We start from the raw sequence: 20,330 nt of genomic DNA, 5'->3' as shown, positions 1-20,330 counted from the left end.
GTCGTGGTATTGCGCGCAGGCCCGCATCGGATGGGGATGTCAGCGCGGGCGCGGTCTGACGGGCCGCGTGGCCAGCCACAGGCCCTGCGCGATCAGCACCAGGGCGCCGAGCGCGAATCCGTCGACGGGTTCATCCAGCAACGCGGCACCCAGCAACGCCGCCGTGACCGGGTTGAGCGCGAGAAACACCGTGACGCGGGTGGGCGATTCGTGCTTGAGCGCGTACAGCCAGGCGAAGTAGCCGGCGCCGCTGGACAGGCCGATGAAGGCCACCACCGCCCAGGTGCCCAGAGCCAGGGTTCCCACGCGCTGCGGCCAGTGTTCGAGCAGGGCCAGCAACGCGAGACACAGCACCGAGACGCCCATGGCCAGGGCCGACACCGGCACCGTGGGGTAGCGGCGCAGGTAGGGGCGGTAGAGCACGCTGCACACCGCGCCGGTGAGTGCGCTGCCCAGCACCGCGGCTTCACCCCACCAGTGGCCGGTGCCGCCGCTCGCCAGCCGCGGCCAGAGCGACAGCCCCACCCCGGCGATCGACAACCCCACGCCCGTGAGCAGGCCCGGCGTGATGTGTTCCTGCCCCAGCGCGCCCGCGAGCAGCAGGGTGAGCAGGGGGAACAGGCTGAAGATCAGCGCCGCGCGGGCCGCGCCGACGTGCTGCAGGCCGAGGTTGAGCAAGGCGATGAGCAGGGCGAACTGGCCCACGCCCAGCGCGGCCATGGCCAGCAGGTCGCGGCCCGGTGGTCGGGCGGTGCCCGCCGGCCAGGGGTGCGCCCGCAGCGGTCGCCACACGAAGGGCAGCAGGCTCAGGAAACCGATGGCGTAACGCAGCAGGGCCAGTGTGAGCGGCGGCACCTCGGCCACCACGTAGCGCGAGGCGACGATGGTCGCACCCACCTGCACGCCGGTGGCCGCGGCCGCCAGCAGGGCCAGGTTCACAGGGGGAGTTCCCAGTGCTCACCCACCTGGTCGCGCCCGTAACTGTGGTGTGCCTCGCTGTCCACCAGGGCGAAGCCACGTTTGGCATAAATGGCGCGCGCGGCCTCAAGGTTGTGGTTGGTCCAGAGCACCATCTTGCGGTAGCCCTTGGCGCGCGCGAAGGCGATGCACTCGTCGGTCAGCCGCCCGCCCAGACCCAGGCCGCGCGCCGCGGGCGTGAGGATCAGCAGGCGCAGCTGGGCCACGGTCTTGCTCTTGCGCACCACAAAGGCCGAGCCCACGCGCTCGCCGTCGAGCTCGGCGATCCAGCCGCGCTCCCAGGTTGGGTCGTGGCGCTTCATCATGCCGGCCACGATGCCGGCCACCATTGCCTCGAACTCGGCGTTCCAGCCGTATTCGCGCCAGTAGAGCTCGCCATGCTGCTGGATCACCCAGCCCATGTCGCCCGGGCGCGGGTCGCGCAGGTGGGCGCCGGAGGAAAGATGTGCTTCCATATTCAGACCGATTCAGACCGACATGCCGCCAGAAACTTCGATCACCGTGCCGTTGACGTGGCTCGCTTCGTCGCTGGTCGGGAAGGCGTTCAGTACACCGGCTGGTGCTGGCGGATCGCGGCCTTGGTGGCGTCGCTCAGCGCAAAACCCGGGCCGAACTTCGCCGCCAGTGCGGCGCAGCGTTTCTCGAACGCCTCAATGCCCATGCCGTAGATGAACTGCAGCGCGCCGCCGGTCCAGGCCGGGAAACCGATGCCGAAGATGGAGCCGATGTTGCCGTCGTGCACGCTGGTGAGCACGCCTTCGGCCAGGCAGCGCGCCGTCTCCACCGCCTGGCGGTAGAGCAGGCGGTCCTTCACGTCCTGCAGGTCCCACGCAACACCGGGCCTTTCGAACAGGGTCTTGAGCTGGGGCCAGAGGGTTTTCTTCTGCCCGGCGGGGTAGTCGTAGAAACCACCGCCCGCCGCACGGCCGCCGCGGTGGTGCTGTTTGACCATCTGTTCAACCAGGTGTTCGCCCGGCGTGGTGTCGTAGTGGCGGCCTTCTTCGGCATAGTCGGCACGGGTCTGTTCCAGCACGTGCACCGATAGCGAGAGCGCGGTCTCGTCCAGCACGGCCAGCGGCCCCACCGGCATGCCGGCCTGCATGGCGGCGTTTTCGATCACCGGCGCCGGAATGCCTTCGCCCAACATGGCCGCCCCCTCCATCACGAAGGTGCCGAAGGTGCGGCTGGTGTAGAAGCCGCGCGCGTCGTTCACCACGATCGGCAGCTTGCCCAGCGCCTGCACATAGTCGTAGGCGCGGGCGATGGTTTCGTCGTCGGTCTCTTTGCCGCGGATGATCTCCACCAGCTTCATCTTGTCCACCGGGCTGAAGAAGTGGATGCCGACGAACTTCTGTGGCCGCGCGCTCGCCTTGGCCAGGCTGGTGATGGGCAGGGTGGAGGTGTTGCTGGCGAAGAAACCGCCTTCGGCCAGCATGGGCTCGGACTCGTGCGTGACCGCCGCCTTGAGTTCGCGGTGCTCGAACACCGCCTCGATGATCAGGTCGCAGCCCCGCAGGTCGGCGGTGCTCGCGGTGGGCGTGATGCGCGCCAGCAGCGCCTGCTGTTCGGCCGCGCTCATGCGGCCTTTGTCCACGCGCGGCTGCGTCACCTTCAGGCTGTTGGCCTTGCCCTTGTTGGCGGCTTCCATGCTCACGTCCTTCAGCACGGTGGCGATGCCGCGGCTGGCCTGGGCATAGGCGATGCCCGAGCCCATCATGCCGGCGCCCAGCAGCCCCACCTTCTGCGGCTTGTAGCGCGGCACGTCCTTCGGTCGGCTCTGGCCGGCCTTGATGGCGTTCATGTTGAAAAAGAAGGTGTTGATCATGTTCCGGGCCACCGGGCCGGTCATGAGCCCGGCGAGGTAGCGGCTCTCGATGCGCATGGCGGTGTCGAAGTCCACCATGGCGCCTTCGACCATCGCGGCCAGCGCGGCCTCGGGCGCGGGGTAGAGACCGCGCGTCTTCTGCTTCAGCACCGCGGGCGCCACGCTCAGCATGGCCGCGATCTTGGGGTGGCTTGGCGTGCCGCCGTGCATCTTGTAGTCCTTGCGGTCCCAGGGGTGCTGGCAGGCCTCGGGCTTGCCCTGCGAGGCTTCGATGTGGGCCAGCGCGCGCGGCAGCAGCTCTTCGGGCGCGGTCACCAGCTCGTGGATCGCGCCAATTTTCAAACCCTCTTCGGGTCCGAAGAGCTTGCTCTCCAGGATGTAGGGCTGCGCGGCCACCAGGCCCAGCAGTCGGGTCATCTTGGTGATGCCACCGCCGCCGGGAATCAACCCCAGCGTGATCTCGGGCAGGCCAAACTGCACCTTGGGGTTGTTGAGCGCGATGCGGTGGTGGCCCACCAGCGCCACCTCCCAGCCGCCACCGAGCGCGGCACCGTTGAGGCAGCTCACCACCGGCACGCCCAGCGTTTCCAGCTTGCGGAAATTGCGCTTGATGCGCTCGATTTCGGTGAACATGCGGTGGCCGTCGGCGGCGGTCGAGCGCATCACGCCCTTGAGGTCGGCACCGGCAAAGAAGGTGCTCTTGGCCGAGGCCAACACGATGCCTTTGATCTGCTCGCGGTCCTTGAGCACTTGGGTGGTCACAGCGTCCAGATCGTCCTGCCACTGCAGGCACATGGTGTTGACGGGGGAGTCCTGTTCGTCGAAGGTGATGGTGGCGATGCCATTGGCGAGTTGATAGCGGATGGTCTTGGTGATCATGTTGGTGTCCCCGCTCGGTTCAGATGCGTTCAACGATCGTGGCGATGCCCATGCCGCCACCCACGCAAAGGGTCGCCAGGCCATACCTGAGCTTTCTCCGGTGCAGCTCGTCGATCAGCGTGTTCAAAATCATCGCGCCGGTGGCACCCAGCGGATGGCCCAGCGCGATCGCGCCACCGTTCACGTTCAGCTTCTCGTGCGGCACGCCCATCTCACGCATGAAGCGCATGGGCACGGCGGCAAAGGCTTCGTTCACCTCGAACAGGTCGATCTGGTCGATGGTGAGGCCGGCCTTGGCCAGCGCCTTGCGCGCCGCCGGCATGGGGCCGGTGAGCATGATGGTCGGGTCCGCGCCCGAGAGCGCCACTGACACGATGCGCGCGCGCGGCGTGAAGCTGTGGGTCTTGCCCGCGGCCTCGCTGCCGATCAGCAGGGCCGCCGCGCCGTCCACGATGCCCGACGAATTGCCGGCGTGGTGCACGTGGTGGATGCGCTCCACCTGCGGGTAGCGCTGCAGCGCCACCGCATCGAAGCCCATGACGCCAAGCTGATCGAAGGCGGGCTTCAGACCGGCCAGACCCGCCATGGTGGTGTGCGGTTTGATGAACTCGTCCACCGCCAGGATGATCTGGCCCAAAGGATCTTTCACCGGCACCACCGAGTGCTGGAAATGCCCGGCTGCGCGGGCGGCCGCGGCGCGCTTCTGCGATTCGAGCGCGAAGGCATCCACGTCCTCGCGCGTGAAGCCGTCGAGCGTGGCAATCAGGTCGGCGCCGATGCCTTGCGGCACGAACAGCGTGGCGCTGTTGGTCTCCGGGTCCTGCGCCCAGGCGCCGCCGTCGGAGCCGATCGGCACGCGGCTCATGCTCTCCACACCGCCGGCCACGACCAGGTCTTCCCAACCGCTCTTCACCTTCATGGCGGCCATGTTCACAGCCTCCAGGCCCGAGGCACAGAAGCGGTTGAGCTGCACGCCCGAGCAGCGCCAGTCCCAGCCGGCCTTGAGCGCGGCCACCTTGGGCAGCACCGAGCCTTGCTCACCGATGGGCGAGACCACGCCCATCACCACGTCGTCCACCGCCGAGGTGTCCAGGTGGTTGCGGTGTTGCAGCTCGCGCAGCAGGCCGGCCAGCAGGTTGACTGGCTTGACCTCGTACAGGCTGCCGTCCTTCTTGCCCTTGCCGCGTGGGGTGCGGATGGCGTCGAATACGAATGCTTCGCTCATGGGCTTGTCTCCAGGTTGACGGGCCGGGCCACACGCCCGCCGAAAGGTGATTTGCGGTTCCTGCGGATCAGTATAGACTTTTGCCAAGCAAATGCTTTGTGAAAATGGTGGTGCCGCCGTCCAACCAGCGACACCACGCCATCATGCACATTGCCGCGCTTTCCGATACCCACGGCAACCCCAGCACCCAAGAGCACCCCATGATCGACCGCACCCTGTTCAACACCGACCACGAAGCCTTCCGCGACAGCTTTCGCCGCTTCGTGGAAAAGGAGATCGCCCCTTTTCACGGGGGCTGGGAAGAGCAGGGCTATGTGGACCGTGCCGTCTGGCGCAAGGCCGGTGAGAACGGCTTTCTCTGCATGACCATGCCGGAGGCGTATGGCGGGGCCGGGGCCGACAAGCTGTACTCGGTGGCGCAGATGGAGGAGATCGCACGCGCCGGGGTCAGCGGCATCGGCTTCGGTCTGCACAGCGAGATCGTGGCGCCGTACATCCTGCACTACGGCACCGAGGCGCAGAAGCAGAAGTACCTGCCGTTGCTGGCCACGGGCGAGATGGTGGGCGCCATTGCGATGAGCGAACCCGCCGCCGGCAGCGACCTGCAGGGCGTGAAGACCACGGCCATCCAACAACCGGACGGCAGCTACCTGCTCAACGGCAGCAAGACCTTCATCACCAACGGCTGGCACGCCGATCTGGTGATCGTGGTCGCCAAGACCGACCCGGCCGCCGGCGCCAAGGGCACCAGCCTGCTGCTGGTGGAGCAGGGCATGCCGGGTTTCAGCAAGGGAAAGCGCCTGAAGAAGCTGGGCATGAAGGCGCAGGACACGTCGGAGCTGTTCTTCGACAACGTCAGCGTGCCCGCCGAGAACCTGCTGGGGGGCGAGGGCAGGGGCTTCATCTGCCTCATGGAACAACTGCCCTGGGAACGGCTGCAGATCGCCATCGGCGCGGTGGCGGCGGCGCAGGCCGCCATTGACTGGACGGTGGCGTACGTGAAAGACCGCAAGGTCTTCGGCCAGCCGGTCGCGAGCTACCAGAACACCCGCTACACGTTGGCCGAGCTGCAGACCGAGGTGCAGGTGGCGCGCGTGTTCGTGGACAAGTGCTGCGAGCTGGTGGCGGTGGACAAGCTCGACACCGCGACCGCCAGCATGGCCAAGTACTGGTGCAGCGACCTGCAGTGCAAGGTGATGGACGAGTGCGTGCAGCTGCACGGCGGCTACGGCTACATGTGGGAATACCCGATCACCCGAGCCTATGCGGATGCGCGTGTGCAGCGCATCTACGGCGGCACCAACGAGATCATGAAAGAGGTGATCTCGCGCGGCATGGGGCTGGGTGCGCGTTGACGATTCGGCCCGGGATCCCCTTGGGCCTCGTCCCCCAGGCGGGGGTGGACTGCCTTGAACTTGGGGCGCAAAGTACCCGAGGGGGTTTTGTACCAACGTCTGGAGGAACAACATGAAAGCCTGGTTCAAACGCATGGGCGGCGTGTCCGCGTTGGTGGTCGGCGGGGTCCTGTCAGGGTGCGGTCACGGCATCACAGGCCTGGGTTTGGTCACCGGCCACCGGTTGGAGTGCGACGCGGCGAGCAATGTGTGCGGGCTGTCGAACACACAGCAATATTCGTTCGCGATCCAGGGGCACGGTACCTGTGGAACGATCGGTGTCAACTGGGGCGACGGCTTCTCGCAGAACAGGGCGGGTGACTTCGCCGCGACCACTTCCAGGACCTGGATCGGCATGGACCACCGCTACTCGCGCCCCTCGGCGGGCCAGATGATCCACAGCTGGCCAGGGCCAAAACAGGTGCATGCCTACTCGGTGGCCAACTGTGTGGGCGAAGCCCGGTTCCCTTTTCACCTGATGCACGCCACGAAGCAGTCGGACGGGTCGATCCGGCACAACGCCGCCTTCATTCTGGCGATGGGGGCGAAACTGGGCAAGCCCTGCAACAGCCTGCCGGATATGGTCGATCTGCGCATCGGTAGCCGGGTCATCATCGATGAGCTGCCATCCAACAGCGACATGAATTTCGGTTGCCTGTTCAACGGCTGCATCAATGGTCCGGAGGGCAATGCCGGCCCTGTCAGCGGGGCCTTTCCGTTCCCCACGATGCGGCGCCATTCGCTGGTGTTGCGCGTCGTGAATCCGGTGGCCGGACAGGTGCAACTGGTGCAGGGTCAGGCGCAGCGGACGGAGTTCGTGGTGAACGCGAACGGCCCGCTGGAGTTCTGCGTGAACGACGATGCGCTGGGAGACAACACGGGGGGGTGGGGCCTGGCCATTCAGGTCGACGAGACGGCGGCCCGCTGAATCGGGGCCGGGTCAGGCCCGCGCCGGCTCAACGGCACTGGTAGTCAACGGCAGTCGCACTGTTGCGGAAAGGGTCGGTCAGGTCCGGCGAGTACTCGCCCATGAGCAGGCGCTTCTTGGGCAGGAAATGCTGCCGGAAGTAGCGCCCCGCGCGGGCGATGCGCTGGCCCTTGTCGGTGAGCTTGACGCAGCCGTTCTGGATCACGATGGTTCCGGACGCCAGTTGCTCGGTCAGGCGCACATCGACCAGGCGGTGCTCGTTCATGTACTCCTGGGTGAAGACCTCGGCGAAGCGCTGGTGCTGGATGCCGCCACCGCGCTGCTGGATCTTTTCCAGGATGTAGAACGACAGGGAGCGGTCGATCACGGTTGGCACGGAGATGGCGAGGCAGTAGCCCGTCAGCAGCCAGATCACCACCAGCTGCAGCTTCTCGAACCCGCCCAGCGGCCGGAAGTAGCCCAGGGCGAACACCAGCGCGCCGGTGGCGAGGGCCGCGATGATGCCGTCGGCGATGGCTGCGTAAAACACCACGTCGATGGCCAGGAAGCGGATGTGCAGCAGATAGACCACGACCAACAGAGCCAGAAACAGCACCGTGGCGACGAGCGCGCGCAGGAATTTCATTTTTTGAACACCAGAAACTTGTTGCCGAGATAACTCAGGGCGATTTGCAGGGCGGTGGCCAGCACAAAGCCCAGGCGGTAGTCCAACCCGAGCCAGTCCGTCCACACCATCAGCACACCGCCGTGAACGATGGCGATCAGCCCATACAGGCCACTGAACTTCAGCGCCTGCCCGAGCAGCGCTTCGCCGCTGCGCCCGAAGACGAAGTAGCGGCTGCCGAGAAACGACACCGCGATGCCGGCCACCGCGGCGCAGAGGTTGGCCAACCCGGCGGAGGCAAAACGAAGCACCTCCAGGTTGTAGGTGAGCACCGCGTAGTGCACCGCGGTGGCCAGCAGTCCGTTGAAGGCGTAGCGCAGCATCTCGCCGCCGTGCCGCCGGGCCAGGTCCTGCACCATCAGTCGGTTTCCAGGATCTGTTCCACGAAATCGCGGTAGGCGATCGCCGTGGTCACCGTGCCACCGCGCACCACGCCGGTCAGCATCAGCGTCATGAGCGCCAGCGCGCCGGTCTGCAGGAACATGAGCACCAGAATGCCCAGCACCAGCGAGAACCAGCCGGGTGTGGAGAACCCGAGCAGCTTGAGGGCAACCGCGGCGAAGGTGCTGATCACCGACAAGGCCGCAATCACGGCGCAGGCGATGCCCACCCGCACCAGCACGTCCTCGGCAAACACCATCAGGGCCTTGAAGCCGTGCAGCGTCAGGCCCACGAAGTTCATCTTGGAGTGGCCGGCGTAGCGGGGGCCGCGATCCAGGGAGCAGGCCTCGGTGCGCAGTTTGGACGCCAGAACCGCACCGGCCACGTGGATGTTCAGCTCCTGCATGGCGACCAGGCGCCGGAGCGCGTGGGGCTTGATCGCCATGAAGTTGCCGAAGCTGATGGCCCGGCCCGTCATCAGGCGGAAGAAGCGCTTGTAGACGGCGTAGAAGGCCTTGAAGCGCAGGGTTTCTACGCGGCTCTTGCGCCGGGCGACCACCACGTCCACGTCGTCGCTCCGCAGCGCCGCGAGCAGGGGCGGGATGGTCGAGGGCAGGTCCTCGCCGTCGGAGTCCATGACCACCACACGCTGGTGGGGCTGGACGAACTCGGACGCATAGCCCAGACCGATCGCGATGGCGCGCTGGTGGCCCACGTTGCGGCGCAGTTTGAGGATCACGCCGTCGATGCCGGCGCCGCGCAGGCTGTCGATGGTCAGCGGCTGCTTCACCGAGCCATCGTCCACCGCGATCACGAAGACCTCGCGGTCGAACTGGCCGGCCAGCTCCTGAAACAGGCGGCCGCTGGCTTCCCGGTCTTCATAGACCGGGGTCACGACGATGATGGGGTGCTTTGGTGTGCTCATTCGGCGAGGCGGCGGCGAAAGTAGTGGATGGTCTTGTCCAGACCTGCGTCCAGCTGGACCTGGGGCTCCCAGTTCAGCACGGACCTGGCCAGGGTGATGTCGGGCTGGCGCTGCTTGGGGTCGTCCTGCGGCAGCGGTTTGAACACCAGCCGGGAGCCGCCACCGACCTTCTTCAACACCGCTTCGGCCAGCTCGCGGATGGTGAACTCGTGGGGGTTGCCCATGTTGACGGGGCCCGTCACCCCGGCATCGCTGGCCATCAGGCGGGTGAAGCCCTCGATCAGGTCGTCCACATAACAGAAGCTGCGCGTCTGCGAGCCATCGCCGTAGATGGTGATGTCTTCGCCACGCAGCGCCTGCACGATGAAGTTGCTGACCACGCGCCCGTCGTTGGGGTGCATGCGCGGGCCGTAGGTGTTGAAGATGCGAGCGACCTTGATGTCCACCTGGTGCTGCCGGTGGTAGTCGAAGAACAGGGTTTCGGCGCAACGCTTGCCCTCGTCGTAGCAGGAGCGGATGCCGATCGGGTTGACCCGGCCCCAATAGCTTTCCTGCTGCGGATGGATTTCCGGGTCGCCATACACCTCGCTGGTGGATGCCTGGAAGATGCGGGCCTTGGTGCGCTTGGCCAGACCCAGCATGTTGATGGCGCCGTGCACGCTGGTCTTGGTGGTCTGCACCGGGTCCCACTGGTAGTGCACCGGCGAGGCGGGACAGGCCAGGTTGTAGATCTCATCCACCTCCACATAGAGCGGGAAGGTCACGTCGTGGCGCATCAGCTCGAAATGCGGGTTGCCCATCAGGTGCGCCACGTTGTCCTTGGCGCCGCTGTAGAAGTTGTCCACGCACAGAACGTCGTTGCCCTCGGCCAGCAGGCGATCACACAGATGGGAGCCCAGAAAGCCGGCGCCACCGGTAACGAGGACACGTTTACGATTTGTATTGCGCATGAGAACGTTCCAGAAAGTAATTGCCGGCCCCAGAAAACCTGTGAACCATCAGGACCAAAGCCACCAGCATCAGCGGATGGGTTGGAGCAAAGAAGCGGGGCAGATTTTGAGAAACCGCCGTATAAAAAACCCATGTCACCACAACCGGGACAACAACCAACAGCTGCGACCAGTTTTTTCGGCGGATCCCAGCGGTGAAGAGGTAGAGGACAGAAATTCCGGCAATGGCATTGACGAAATTGATGAGATTTTCGAACGCCACCCGACTGGTAAGAAACGGGATGCCTGCATCATGCGCGAAGCTCCAGAAGCCTTGCCAAAAAAATGGAATGCTCATCATGAGATGGCGGTCCAGATGGGTCAGTATGCTGTGCATGCCCTCTCGCCCCATTTCCTTGTCGGCCATCAACTCGGGAGTTTTTTCATTGATTTCTTTGTATCTATTGATTTTCTCTACGAATACCGCCGAGGCTTTTTGGTGGAAGCTGATCGTTGCCTCCGGGTGCCCGCCAAGCCTCGCCACCCGATCCGACTCCTGAAACCTGGATGGGCCAATGTTCAGGCGAGCCCACCGCCCCCCCAAATCGAAATCTCCTCTGACCGGGCCCCATCCAATCCGATCAGCGATGAGTCTGTAGAGGTATGGGCCATTCAAGTAGTATGTGCCTTTGACCTCATCTCCATTCATTTCATTGAGCATGGAACGATAGTAGATAACACCTCCCCCGCGCATGGTGGACACCGTTGGAGATCCAAGGACCGTGTGGTTTCTCCAGGCCCATGGAGCAAGGGAAACGACGCAAGCGATGGCAATCATTGCAACGCCGAGCAGCCTCTCCCGAGCTTGACCCCTGGGCTGCATTGACAGAAGTATCAGCACTGAAATAATGAATGCAAAAGCGTAAAGAAAGATGCCCTTTGTCAGAATCAACAATCCCACCAACAGCCCCAGCAGCACTTTGATCACCCTGGACTTGTGCGTGATCGATAGCATGCTCAGGTAGGCCACCCAGGCCAGCAGGGCGGCCGCTGGAAGTTCGGTGTAAAGCGTGTCAATCCACAATGGACAATTAAAAAAGAAAACATGGGAAAGAAACACCGACGCCAAGCCGACGGAGGGGCTTTTTGACGCCATTTCCGCAACCAGAAACACAGCCAGAAGGCCCCAGAAAATCCAGAAAAGATTAACGAGTTTGACCGAGTAGGTCAGGCTGCCTTCCAGCAAGTCATGGTATTCGAAATCGCCGAAATATCCATCCAGCATCGTCAGATAAATGGCCGTGACCAATGGTGGTATGGGCTCTCTGAAATTTGTCGGGCTGGGGTTTTCCTCGATCAGGTGAGAAAAAGTGTCATTCTTGTAAAGATTGAAGGCAATAGCCAAATTCTCTGAAGCGTCTCCGCGGATTGGAGTGGTCGATATTCTGTATGCGGACAGACCGGTCAAAATGAGGCAGATTGCAATTGAAGCACTCAACCACCCACCTCGAAAACGGGATGCGGCAGAGCCCTCTGTGGTGGTTGGTTTCCGAATTTCAAACCAAAGATGAATTGCTGCAAAAAGAACCAGGCACGGCAAGAACACGGCAAATACATTGCTGAGTATTTCGCTCCATGCATAGGAGAAGAATTTTTTTTCAATCGGCAGGGTGATGTATGGATCACTGCCATTCACGGTCAACAAAGCTTCCTCTTCGCCCGCGCTTGTCACCGTCAAATCATGAGATGCCGTGTGCGCGAGCTCATCGGTCAGGTTTAACTGCCGATTTTGCCGTTCATTGATCAGGCGGAAATTTCTGATCTTGATTCCAGAACTTCCTTTCGACAGACCCATTCGTATGGCCTTGATGCTGGCCAGGCTGAACACTTGGAAGCGCACCGAGCGCCAGCGATTCGGGTACGTCTTGACGACAATGACATCCTTGCCGCTGAATTGATCACTCCGGACGGTGTGATGGATGGAAACAGCGCCGGATTTCTCTGAAAACAGTTCGAACTGAATGCCCAGGGTGTGGCCAAGAAGGTGGCTGAACAAATAAAAAAGCGATACCACCAGACTCGGAAGTACCGCTTTCAAAAAAAAGGCCCTGATGCGCATTGACATGTTCTGATTATCAGGTCAACCCCGGTACGCCATCGTGGCGGAGCATCCCCTCGTTCGAGCCATGATGCAAAAAAGCGCCTCGAAAGGCGCTTTTTGCAATGTCACTGGCGGAGAGGGCGGGATTCGAACCCGCGGTGGGGATTAGCCCACACACGCTTTCCAGGCGTGCGACTTAAACCGCTCATCCACCTCTCCGCGAAGCCTTGCATTGTAGCAGGCGGCGAGGCCTGTTTTTGGCATCAGGCCGCTTTGCCGGTGCCGATCATCTTCATCGCCGAGCCGATCAGGCCCGCGACCTCGGTCATGTTGCCGGGAATGATGAGGGTGGTGGTGGCGTCCGCGGCGACCTTGCCATAGGCATCGACGGCGCGTTCGGCCACTTTGAGCTGCACCGCCTGCTCACCGCCGGGCTGGCGGATGGCGGTGGCGATGCGTTCGATGGCCTGTGCGGTGGCGTCGGCCACTGCGGTGATGGCCGCGGCCTCGCCCTGGGCGTTGTTGATGGCGGCCTGCTTTTCACCCTCGGAGCGGGCGATGAAGGCCTCGCGCTCGCCGGTCGCGATGTTGATCTGCTCCTGGCGGCGGCCTTCGGAGGCGGCGATCAGGGCCCGCTTCTCGCGCTCGGCGGTGATCTGCGCCTGCATGGCCAGCAGGATTTCCTTGGGCGGTGTGAGGTCCTTGATTTCATAGCGCAGCACCTTCACGCCCCAGTTAAGCGCGGCCTCGTCGATGGCGTGCACCACCTGGGCGTTGATGATGTCACGCTCTTCGAAGGTCTTGTCGAGTTCGAGCTTGCCGATGACCGAGCGCAGCGACGTCTGCGCCAACTGGGTGACGGCGATGATGTAGTTGGACGAGCCGTAGCTGGCGCGCATCGGGTCGGTGACCTGGAAGTACAGGATGCCGTCCACCTGCAGCTGGGTGTTGTCGCGCGTGATGCAGACCTGGCTGGGCACGTCCAGCGGGATTTCCTTCAGGCTGTGCTTGTAGGCCACTTTGTCGACGAAGGGCACGAGGAGGTTCAGGCCGGGCGCCAGGGAAGAGTGGTACTTGCCCAGGCGTTCAACCACCCAGGCGTTCTGCTGGGGCACGACCTTGATCGAGCGGGTGATGAAGATCGCGGCGATGACGAACAGGATGACGGCAATTTCCATGACTTGTCGCTTTGTGAAAAGTTGAGGAGGGGGGGAGGGTAGCGCAGTTGTGCGCGGGTTTGAAGAATGGGCTGCGGCTGCGCCGCCAGCGGCCGCCTCGGCCTCTCAGACCTTTTCCACCAGCAGGCGGTTGCCCACCAGCTCGGCCACCCGGTAGGCGCCCGGCACCGCCGCGTTGCCCGGGCGCTGGATCACGGTCCATTGCGCGCCCCGGTACTTCACCAGGGCGGTGCCGTCGGCCTGCCATTCTTCGATCTGCAGCACCTCGCCCACATCCAGGTTCACGCTGCGCATGGCGCGCACCGATGGGTCGGCCGGGCTGCGCCGCTTGATCAGATACCAGCCCACCACGGCGGCCGACCCGACCACCGCGGCGGTGATCAGCTGGGTCGCGGTTCCGGCGCCGGTGTGGGCCACCAGGGCGGCGGCGACCATGCCCACGGCCAGCATCAGCAGGTAGAACGTGCCCGTGAACAGCTCCAGCGCCACCGTGGAACCGGCCAGCAGCCACCAAAGGGTTGAATCCGACATGAATACCACCGCCCGATCAAAAAGACATGACATCGCCGCAGGCCCGGGCCACGGCGAAACGTTTGTGTAACCAGCGCCACATTCTGCGCCAAAAGGCCGGGCGCCCCAGGGCGCCGCCCCTGTTTTCCGTACACTTCGCGCCTGCCTAGTTTCTTTTGAACCCGAGAGTCGTCCTGCGGCTGGAGATTGCCATGAAATTCCGTTTTCCCATCGTCATCATCGACGAGGACTTCCGCTCCGAGAACACCTCGGGTCTGGGCATTCGCGCGCTGGCGCAGGCGATCGAAACCGAGGGCTTCGAAGTGGTCGGGGTCACCAGCTACGGCGACATGAGCCAGTTCGCCCAGCAGCAGAGCCGGGCCAGCGCGTTCATCCTCTCCATCGACGACGAAGAGTTCAGCCACGGGGACGATCTCGATCCGGTGGTGCTGAACCTGCGCAACTTCATCGAAGAGGTTCGCCGCAAGAACGCCGACGTGCCGATCTACATCTACGGCGAAACCAAGACCAGCCGCCACCTGCCCAACGACATCCTGCGCGAGCTGCACGGCTTCATCCACATGTTCGAGGACACGCCGGAGTTCGTGGCGCGTCACATCATCCGGGAGGCCAAGAGCTACCTCGAAGGCATCCAGCCGCCGTTCTTCAAGGCGCTGCTGGACTACGCCGAGGACGGTTCCTATTCGTGGCACTGCCCGGGGCATTCGGGTGGCGTGGCGTTCCTGAAGAGCCCGGTGGGCCAGATGTTCCACCAGTTCTTCGGCGAAAACATGCTGCGCGCCGACGTCTGCAACGCGGTGGAAGAGCTGGGCCAGCTGCTGGACCACAACGGCGCGATCGGTGCGAGCGAGCGCAACGCAGCGCGCATCTTCAACGCCGACCACTGCTTCTTCGTCACCAACGGCACCAGCACCAGCAACAAGATGGTCTGGCACCACACGGTGGCGCCGGGTGATGTGGTGGTGGTGGACCGCAACTGCCACAAATCCATCCTGCACAGCATCATCATGACGGGCGCGATCCCCGTCTTTCTGAAACCCACGCGCAACCACTACGGCATCATCGGCCCGATCCCGCAGAGCGAATTCGAGATCGATGCGATCAAGGCCAAGATCCGCGCCAACCCGCTGCTCGCGGGTGTCGATGCCGATACCGTGAAGCCGCGCGTGCTCACGCTCACCCAGTCCACCTACGACGGCGTGCTCTACAACACCGAGGCCATCAAGCAGATGCTCGATGGCTACGTGGCCAACCTGCACTTTGACGAGGCCTGGCTGCCGCACGCGGCGTTCCACCCGTTCTACGGCAATTTCCACGCCATGGGCAAGAAGCGGGCGCGCCCGATGGAGTCGGTGGTGTACGCCACGCAGTCCATCCACAAGCTGCTGGCCGGCATCAGCCAGGCCAGCCACGTGCTGGTGCAGGACTCGCAGCACGTCAAGCTCGACCGCCACCTCTTCAACGAGGCCTACCTGATGCACACCAGCACCAGCCCACAGTACGCGATCATCGCCAGCTGCGACGTGGCCGCGGCCATGATGGAGCCGCCCGGGGGCAAGGCGCTGGTCGAAGAGAGCATTTTCGAAGCGCTGGACTTCCGCCGCGCCATGCGCAAGATCGACGCCGAGTTTGGCCAGGACGACTGGTGGTTCCAGGTCTGGGGCCCGGACGATCTGGCCGATGAGGGCATGGGCGAAGCGACCGACTGGGTGCTCAACCCCGACCCGTCGGGCTCGCAGGCCACGGCCAAGGACTGGCACGGCTTCGGCGACATGGCGCCGGGCTTCAACATGCTCGACCCGATCAAGGCCACCATCGTCACGCCGGGCCTGAACCTGGACGGCCGCTTCGAGACCACCGGCATTCCCGCCTCCATCGTCACCAAGTTCCTGGCCGAGCACGGCGTGGTGGTGGAAAAGACCGGGCTCTACAGCTTCTTCATCATGTTCACCATCGGCATCACCAAGGGCCGCTGGAACACCTTGCTGACCGCGCTGCAGCAGTTCAAGGACGACTACGCCAAGAACCAGCCCATGTGGCGCATCCTGCCCGAGTTCTGCCAGAAACATCCGCGCTACGAACAGATGGGGCTGCGCGACCTGTGCCAGCACGTGCACGCGCTGTACGCGCGCTACGACATCGCGCGCCTGACCACCGAGATGTACCTGAGCGACCTCACGCCCGCCATGAAGCCCAGCGACGCCTTCGCGCACATCGCGCACCGCACCACCGAGCGGGTGCCGATCGACGAGCTCGAAGGCCGCATCACCACCAGCCTGGTCACGCCGTACCCGCCCGGCATCCCGCTGCTGATCCCGGGCGAGGTCTTCAACAAGAAGATCGTGGACTACCTGAAGTTCGCGCGCGAGTTCAACACCCAGTGCCCGGGCTTCGAAACCGACATCCACGGCCTGGTGGAGGTGGTGGGCGACGATGGGCGCAAGCACTACTTTGCCGATTGCGTGAAGGCGGGGTAACCTGTGCTTTTCCAACCCGGTTCAGCAAGGAGCACCCATGTTTCCAGAATACCGAGAACTGATCTCAAGGCTCAAGAGCCACGATGTTCACTTCACACGCCTGTTCGACAAACACAATGCACTGGACCAGACCATCCGAAATATGGAAGCGCACATCGAGCCTGCCACGCAGATCCAGATTGAAGCGTTGAAAAAGGAAAAGCTGATGCTCAAGGACCAGATCTACGGTCTGCTGCGTCAGGCCGATTCCTGAGCACCCAAGGCCCTGGCTCAGGGCCGCTGAGCCGCCGCACCGTCCGGCGCGTTCAGATCCAGGCCTTCGCGCACACGCGCAAAACTGGCAAAGCGGGGCAACCCGCTCTCGTGCAGACCCCGAAAACGGTACGTGACCCAGGCGCCCACCGCCGGTGGGTGGCGGCGCTGGGCATCGCTGAACCCGGAGCCCAGGCGGAAGCGCCGACCGTCGGGGGTCTGCACCAGCAAGGCCCCCATGAGACCCGCGTATTTGCCCCGGCCCGGCAGGTGGGCCACGACTTGGGCCTCGGCGTCTTCGTGGGTCTTGAGCTTGAGCAGATCGTCGCTGCGAACGCCGCGGTAGAGCGAATCGCCGCGGTGCAGCATCAAACCCTCGCCCCCGTCGCGCACCACGCGGTCCAGCCGGGCCATCAGGGCCGCGTGGCTGCCCACCCGCTCCTGCGGCACCGCCTGCACCCAGGCTTGGCCCAGTCGCGCCACTTGCTGCCGGTAGGCCTGCAGCCGTTCCGAGAAGGTGCCCGGGTGCGCGGGCAAGTCAAACACCATGAAACGGATCGCGCGCCAGGCCTCGTCGTCGGGTGTCTGCTGCCGCACGGTGGACATCGTCTGCTCGAACCGGCCCCGACCGGCCCAGAGCTCGCCGTCCATGGGCTGGGCCGGCCAGCCCGCGGTGAACCAGGCGGGCGTCTGCACCACTTCGCCACCACGGGTCAGCAGCCGCTGGCCGTCCCAATAGCCCCGCAACCCATCGTATTTTTCACTGACCCAATAGGCGTCGAGCCGCACGCCGGGCCGGTACACCCCGGCCAGCATGAGCGCGGGTTGGTCTTTGGCCGCGGCCCAGCGCGGCGCTGCCAAGGCGGCGCCCAGCAGCGCTAGAAACGGCCGGCGGCGAAGCATCGGGGGGCGAGCGGTGCTCAGGCCACCGGTTCGCTGTCGCGGCTGGCGCCTGCGGTCTGGCTGAAGCCGCCATCCACATAGGTGATCTCGGCCGTGACGCCCGAGGCCAGATCGGACAGGAGGAAGGCGGCCACGTTGCCCACGTCGTCGATGGTGATGTTGCGGCGCAGGGGCGAGGCGGCCGCGACCATGCCCAGCAGCTTGCCGAAGTCCTTGATGCCGCTGGCGGCCAGGGTCTTGATCGGGCCGGCGCTGATGCCGTTGACGCGCATGCCCCGCGGTCCCAGCGATTCGGCCAGGTAGCGCACCGAGGCTTCCAGGCTGGCCTTGGCCAGGCCCATGGTGTTGTAGTGGGGAATGATGCGCAGGGCGCCCAGGTAGCTCAGCGTGAGCAGGGCGGCGCGGTCGTTGAGGTAGGGCAGGGCCGCCTTGGCCATGGCTGGGAAGCTGTAGGCGCTGATGTCGTGGGCGACGCGGAAGTTCTCGCGCGACAGGCCGTCGAGAAAATCACCGGCGATGGCTTCGCGTGGAGCGAAACCGATGCTGTGCACGAAGCCGTCGAACCTGGGCCAGGCCTGCGCCAGATCGGCGAACATCCGGTCGATCTGCGCGTCGTCGCTCACGTCGCAATCGAAAATCAGCTGGGAGTCGAATTCGGCCGCGAACTCGGTGATGCGGTCCTTGAAACGCTCACCCACGTAGCTGAACGCGAGCTCGGCACCTTGCGCGTGGCAGGCTTTGGCGACGCCGTAAGCGATGGAGCGGTTGGACAGCACACCCGTGATCAGCAGTTTCTTGCCAGCGAGAAAACCCATTGCTCAAACTCCAGAGAAATTTCCAGCAGAATTGTCGCATGCGCTTTTTCCGCCTCCGCCTTCGTTCACGCTGGTTCAGCTTGTGCGCGGCCGCCGTGGCGTTGTGGTTCAGCCCGGGCGCCTGGGCGGCACACGGTTATGCCCTGTGGGGTGATTTGAAGTACCCGGATGGGTTCGCGCATTTCGCCTATGTGAATCCGGCCGCACCCAAAGGCGGTGAGCTGCGGCTGGTGAGCAATCTGCGGGTATCGACTTTCGACAAGTACAACCCGTTCACCTTGCGCGGCAATGCGCCGGCCTATCTGTCGGACCTGATGTTCGACACGCTTCTGACCGGCTCGCTGGACGAAACCGGGGCCGGCTACGGCCTGCTGGCCGAAGACGTGAGCGCGGCCAGCGACGGCCTGTCGGTCACCTTCCGCCTGCGGCGCGAGGCCCGTTTCCACAACGGTGACCCGGTGCTGGCCGCCGATGTGAAACACAGCTTTGACACCCTGATGGGGCCATACACCTCGCCCGCCTACAAGACCATCCTTGAGGACGTGGCCGGGCTGGATGTGCTGGACGAGCGCACCGTGCGCTACCGTTTCAAGAAGCCCAACCGCGAACTGCCGCTCACCGTGGGCGGGCTGCCGGTGTTCAGCCGCGCCTGGGGCGATACCAAGGATCCCAAAACCGGTCAACGCAAGACCTTCGACCAGGTGGTGATGGACCTGCCCATCGGCAGTGGCCCCTACAGGATCGGCCCGGTGCAGTTCGGCAAGGACATTACCTACGTGCGCGACCCGGCCTACTGGGCGCGCGACCTGCCGGTGCGTCGGGGCACCGCCAACTTCGACCGCATCACGGTCAAGATCTACAAGGACAACACCGCGCGGCTGGAAGCGCTGAAGGCGGGCGAGTTCGATCTGATGCGCTTCTTCTCGGCCGGCGACTGGGCGCGCCGGGTCAGCGGCAAACGCTTCAACACCGGCGAACTGGTCAAGGCCGAGTTCAACCACCGCCTGCCCATGGGTTTCCAGAGCTATGTGCTCAACACCCGCCGTCCGCTGCTCGCCGACATCCGCGTGCGCGAGGCGCTGGGGCTGGCGATGGACTACGAGTGGATGAACCGCCAGATGTTCTACGGCTCCTACCAGCGGGTGCAGGGTCTGTTCGGCAACACCGACTGTTCGCCCACCGGGGAGCCCGGGCCGGATGAACTGGCGCTCATGCAGCGTTGGCGCGCTCAATTGCCTGCGGCGGCCTTCGGGCCCATGTACACCCCGCCGCGCACCGATGGCGGGCATTCGCTGCGGTCCAACCTGCGCCGCGCCCAGGCGCTGTTGCGTGAGGCGGGCTGGACCGTGCAGGGGGGGCAGCTGCGCAACGCGCAGGGACAGGCCATGGTGCTGGAGTACCTGGACAGCGCCGAAACCGGGGTCCGGGTGGTCATGCCCTGGGCGCGCAACCTCGAAAAGCTCGGCATTCAACTGAAGTTCCGGCCCGTGGATTTCGCGCTGTACCAGCAGCGGCTGCGCGGTTTCGACTTCGACATCATCTCCATCGCCTTCGGCGGCACGCACAACCCCGGCGCCGAATACGCCGACCTGTTCGGTAGCCAGGCCGCAAAAACCGAAGACTCCGGCAACTTCGCCGGCGTGAACAACCCGGCGGTGGACACCCTCATCGCGCGCATGACCAACGCCCGCTCGAAGCCGGAGTTCCTGGCCGCCTGCCGGGCGCTGGACCGCGTCATCAGCCACAGCCACTACCTGATCCCGCAGTGGTCCGCGACCACCCACCGCATGGTCTACAACGCCTGGCGGCTGGAGCGACCGAAAGACATGCCGCCTTACGCCGCCGGGGAAACCTGGGCGATCGATACCTGGTGGAGCAAGCGGTGATCACCCCCGCGCCGCGTTTTGCACGTCACCCCCACGAGGGAGCAACGCCAGCGACCCGG

The 20,330-nt window shown here is 64.4% G+C and carries 17 protein-coding genes, 1 tRNA gene and 1 pseudogene; 5 read left to right on the top strand and 14 right to left on the bottom strand.

The window, feature by feature from the left end; genetic code table 11:
- Positions 1-39 precede the first annotated feature (39 nt).
- The 4 genes and pseudogenes from KIH07_RS16430 to KIH07_RS16415 form a co-directional block, all read right to left on the bottom strand.
- Complete coding sequence (locus KIH07_RS16430) at positions 40-939, bottom strand: DMT family transporter (RefSeq protein ID WP_226492997.1); 900 nt, start codon at positions 937-939, stop codon at positions 40-42.
- Positions 936-1,403, bottom strand: a pseudogene (locus KIH07_RS16425) (GNAT family N-acetyltransferase); the annotation flags it as partial. The gene KIH07_RS16430 and the pseudogene KIH07_RS16425, both read right to left, overlap by 4 nt.
- A gap of 119 nt (positions 1,404-1,522) precedes the next feature.
- Complete coding sequence (locus tag KIH07_RS16420; protein ID WP_226492996.1) at positions 1,523-3,682, bottom strand: 3-hydroxyacyl-CoA dehydrogenase NAD-binding domain-containing protein; 2,160 nt, start codon at positions 3,680-3,682, stop codon at positions 1,523-1,525.
- A 19-nt stretch (positions 3,683-3,701) separates the two neighbouring features.
- Positions 3,702-4,907, bottom strand: coding sequence for an acetyl-CoA C-acetyltransferase (locus KIH07_RS16415; protein WP_226492995.1), 1,206 nt, complete (start codon positions 4,905-4,907; stop codon positions 3,702-3,704).
- A 200-nt stretch (positions 4,908-5,107) separates the two neighbouring features.
- On the opposite strand from KIH07_RS16415, the gene KIH07_RS16410 reads away from it, so the two are divergent.
- Both KIH07_RS16410 and KIH07_RS16405 read left to right on the top strand, forming a co-directional pair.
- Entirely contained in the window at positions 5,108-6,262 is a 1,155-nt protein-coding gene (locus KIH07_RS16410) for an acyl-CoA dehydrogenase family protein (protein ID WP_226492994.1), read from the top strand.
- A 112-nt stretch (positions 6,263-6,374) separates the two neighbouring features.
- A complete protein-coding gene (locus KIH07_RS16405; protein ID WP_226492993.1) occupies positions 6,375-7,229 on the top strand; it encodes a hypothetical protein in 855 nt (284 codons plus the stop codon).
- A gap of 28 nt (positions 7,230-7,257) precedes the next feature.
- Here the strand turns inward: KIH07_RS16405 and KIH07_RS16400 are convergent, their stop codons facing one another.
- The 8 genes from KIH07_RS16400 to KIH07_RS16365 all read right to left on the bottom strand — a co-directional run bounded on the left by KIH07_RS16400 (position 7,258) and on the right by KIH07_RS16365 (position 13,938).
- Positions 7,258-7,854 (bottom strand): hypothetical protein, encoded by a 597-nt coding sequence (locus tag KIH07_RS16400; RefSeq protein WP_226492992.1) that lies wholly within the window; start codon positions 7,852-7,854, stop codon positions 7,258-7,260.
- Entirely contained in the window at positions 7,851-8,252 is a 402-nt protein-coding gene (locus KIH07_RS16395; protein ID WP_226492991.1) for a GtrA family protein, read from the bottom strand. The genes KIH07_RS16400 and KIH07_RS16395 overlap by 4 nt, the downstream gene beginning before the upstream one ends.
- Positions 8,252-9,199, bottom strand: coding sequence for a glycosyltransferase (locus KIH07_RS16390; RefSeq protein WP_226492990.1), 948 nt, complete (start codon positions 9,197-9,199; stop codon positions 8,252-8,254). Before KIH07_RS16390 ends, KIH07_RS16395 begins: the two co-directional genes overlap by 1 nt.
- Positions 9,196-10,149, bottom strand: a complete 954-nt coding sequence (locus KIH07_RS16385) for a UDP-glucuronic acid decarboxylase family protein (protein WP_226492989.1) — start codon at positions 10,147-10,149, stop codon at positions 9,196-9,198. The genes KIH07_RS16390 and KIH07_RS16385 overlap by 4 nt, the downstream gene beginning before the upstream one ends.
- Positions 10,130-12,253 carry a hypothetical protein gene (locus tag KIH07_RS16380; RefSeq protein WP_226492988.1) on the bottom strand — a complete coding sequence of 708 codons (2,124 nt, stop codon included), beginning with the start codon at positions 12,251-12,253 and terminating at the stop codon, positions 10,130-10,132. The genes KIH07_RS16385 and KIH07_RS16380 overlap by 20 nt, the downstream gene beginning before the upstream one ends.
- A gap of 105 nt (positions 12,254-12,358) precedes the next feature.
- Positions 12,359-12,448: transfer RNA gene (locus KIH07_RS16375), tRNA-Ser, on the bottom strand.
- Positions 12,449-12,492: 44 nt separating this feature from the next.
- Positions 12,493-13,407, bottom strand: a complete 915-nt coding sequence (locus KIH07_RS16370; RefSeq protein WP_226492987.1) for an SPFH domain-containing protein — start codon at positions 13,405-13,407, stop codon at positions 12,493-12,495.
- A 105-nt stretch (positions 13,408-13,512) separates the two neighbouring features.
- Positions 13,513-13,938 (bottom strand): NfeD family protein, encoded by a 426-nt coding sequence (locus tag KIH07_RS16365; protein ID WP_226492986.1) that lies wholly within the window; start codon positions 13,936-13,938, stop codon positions 13,513-13,515.
- 191 nt (positions 13,939-14,129) lie between these two features.
- On the opposite strand from KIH07_RS16365, the gene KIH07_RS16360 reads away from it, so the two are divergent.
- Positions 14,130-16,415, top strand: a complete 2,286-nt coding sequence (locus KIH07_RS16360) for an arginine/lysine/ornithine decarboxylase (RefSeq protein ID WP_226492985.1) — start codon at positions 14,130-14,132, stop codon at positions 16,413-16,415.
- A 37-nt stretch (positions 16,416-16,452) separates the two neighbouring features.
- Positions 16,453-16,668 (top strand): YdcH family protein, encoded by a 216-nt coding sequence (locus KIH07_RS16355; RefSeq protein WP_226492984.1) that lies wholly within the window; start codon positions 16,453-16,455, stop codon positions 16,666-16,668.
- A 17-nt stretch (positions 16,669-16,685) separates the two neighbouring features.
- Here KIH07_RS16355 and KIH07_RS16350 read toward each other — a convergent pair whose 3' ends face one another.
- Both KIH07_RS16350 and fabI read right to left on the bottom strand, forming a co-directional pair.
- Positions 16,686-17,570 carry a DNA ligase gene (locus KIH07_RS16350; protein WP_226492983.1) on the bottom strand — a complete coding sequence of 295 codons (885 nt, stop codon included), beginning with the start codon at positions 17,568-17,570 and terminating at the stop codon, positions 16,686-16,688.
- A 17-nt stretch (positions 17,571-17,587) separates the two neighbouring features.
- Positions 17,588-18,385 carry an enoyl-ACP reductase FabI gene (gene fabI / locus KIH07_RS16345; protein WP_226492982.1) on the bottom strand — a complete coding sequence of 266 codons (798 nt, stop codon included), beginning with the start codon at positions 18,383-18,385 and terminating at the stop codon, positions 17,588-17,590.
- Positions 18,386-18,423: 38 nt separating this feature from the next.
- Between fabI and KIH07_RS16340 the strand changes: the two genes are divergently transcribed.
- Positions 18,424-20,271, top strand: a complete 1,848-nt coding sequence (locus KIH07_RS16340) for an extracellular solute-binding protein (protein ID WP_226492981.1) — start codon at positions 18,424-18,426, stop codon at positions 20,269-20,271.
- Positions 20,272-20,330: the final 59 nt, after the last annotated feature.

It is taken from the genome of Hydrogenophaga taeniospiralis (assembly GCF_020510445.1).
Classification (GTDB): Bacteria; Pseudomonadota; Gammaproteobacteria; order Burkholderiales; family Burkholderiaceae_C; genus Hydrogenophaga.
The sequence above is the reverse complement of the archived record's forward strand: the minus strand, read 5'-3'. Positions and strand labels throughout refer to the sequence as shown.

Coding starts and splice junctions, on each gene's coding strand:
- KIH07_RS16355 (WP_226492984.1), top strand. CDS start 16,453: ATGTTTCCAGAATACCGAGAACTGATCTCAAGGCTCAAGAGCCACGAT.
- KIH07_RS16340 (WP_226492981.1), top strand. CDS start 18,424: ATGCGCTTTTTCCGCCTCCGCCTTCGTTCACGCTGGTTCAGCTTGTGC.
- KIH07_RS16370 (WP_226492987.1), bottom strand. CDS start 13,407: ATGGAAATTGCCGTCATCCTGTTCGTCATCGCCGCGATCTTCATCACC.
- KIH07_RS16390 (WP_226492990.1), bottom strand. CDS start 9,199: ATGAGCACACCAAAGCACCCCATCATCGTCGTGACCCCGGTCTATGAA.
- KIH07_RS16385 (WP_226492989.1), bottom strand. CDS start 10,149: ATGCGCAATACAAATCGTAAACGTGTCCTCGTTACCGGTGGCGCCGGC.
- KIH07_RS16410 (WP_226492994.1), top strand. CDS start 5,108: ATGATCGACCGCACCCTGTTCAACACCGACCACGAAGCCTTCCGCGAC.
- KIH07_RS16400 (WP_226492992.1), bottom strand. CDS start 7,854: ATGAAATTCCTGCGCGCGCTCGTCGCCACGGTGCTGTTTCTGGCTCTG.
- KIH07_RS16360 (WP_226492985.1), top strand. CDS start 14,130: ATGAAATTCCGTTTTCCCATCGTCATCATCGACGAGGACTTCCGCTCC.
- KIH07_RS16365 (WP_226492986.1), bottom strand. CDS start 13,938: ATGTCGGATTCAACCCTTTGGTGGCTGCTGGCCGGTTCCACGGTGGCG.
- KIH07_RS16380 (WP_226492988.1), bottom strand. CDS start 12,253: ATGTCAATGCGCATCAGGGCCTTTTTTTTGAAAGCGGTACTTCCGAGT.
- KIH07_RS16350 (WP_226492983.1), bottom strand. CDS start 17,570: ATGCTTCGCCGCCGGCCGTTTCTAGCGCTGCTGGGCGCCGCCTTGGCA.
- KIH07_RS16405 (WP_226492993.1), top strand. CDS start 6,375: ATGAAAGCCTGGTTCAAACGCATGGGCGGCGTGTCCGCGTTGGTGGTC.
- fabI (WP_226492982.1), bottom strand. CDS start 18,385: ATGGGTTTTCTCGCTGGCAAGAAACTGCTGATCACGGGTGTGCTGTCC.
- KIH07_RS16420 (WP_226492996.1), bottom strand. CDS start 3,682: ATGATCACCAAGACCATCCGCTATCAACTCGCCAATGGCATCGCCACC.
- KIH07_RS16395 (WP_226492991.1), bottom strand. CDS start 8,252: ATGGTGCAGGACCTGGCCCGGCGGCACGGCGGCGAGATGCTGCGCTAC.
- KIH07_RS16415 (WP_226492995.1), bottom strand. CDS start 4,907: ATGAGCGAAGCATTCGTATTCGACGCCATCCGCACCCCACGCGGCAAG.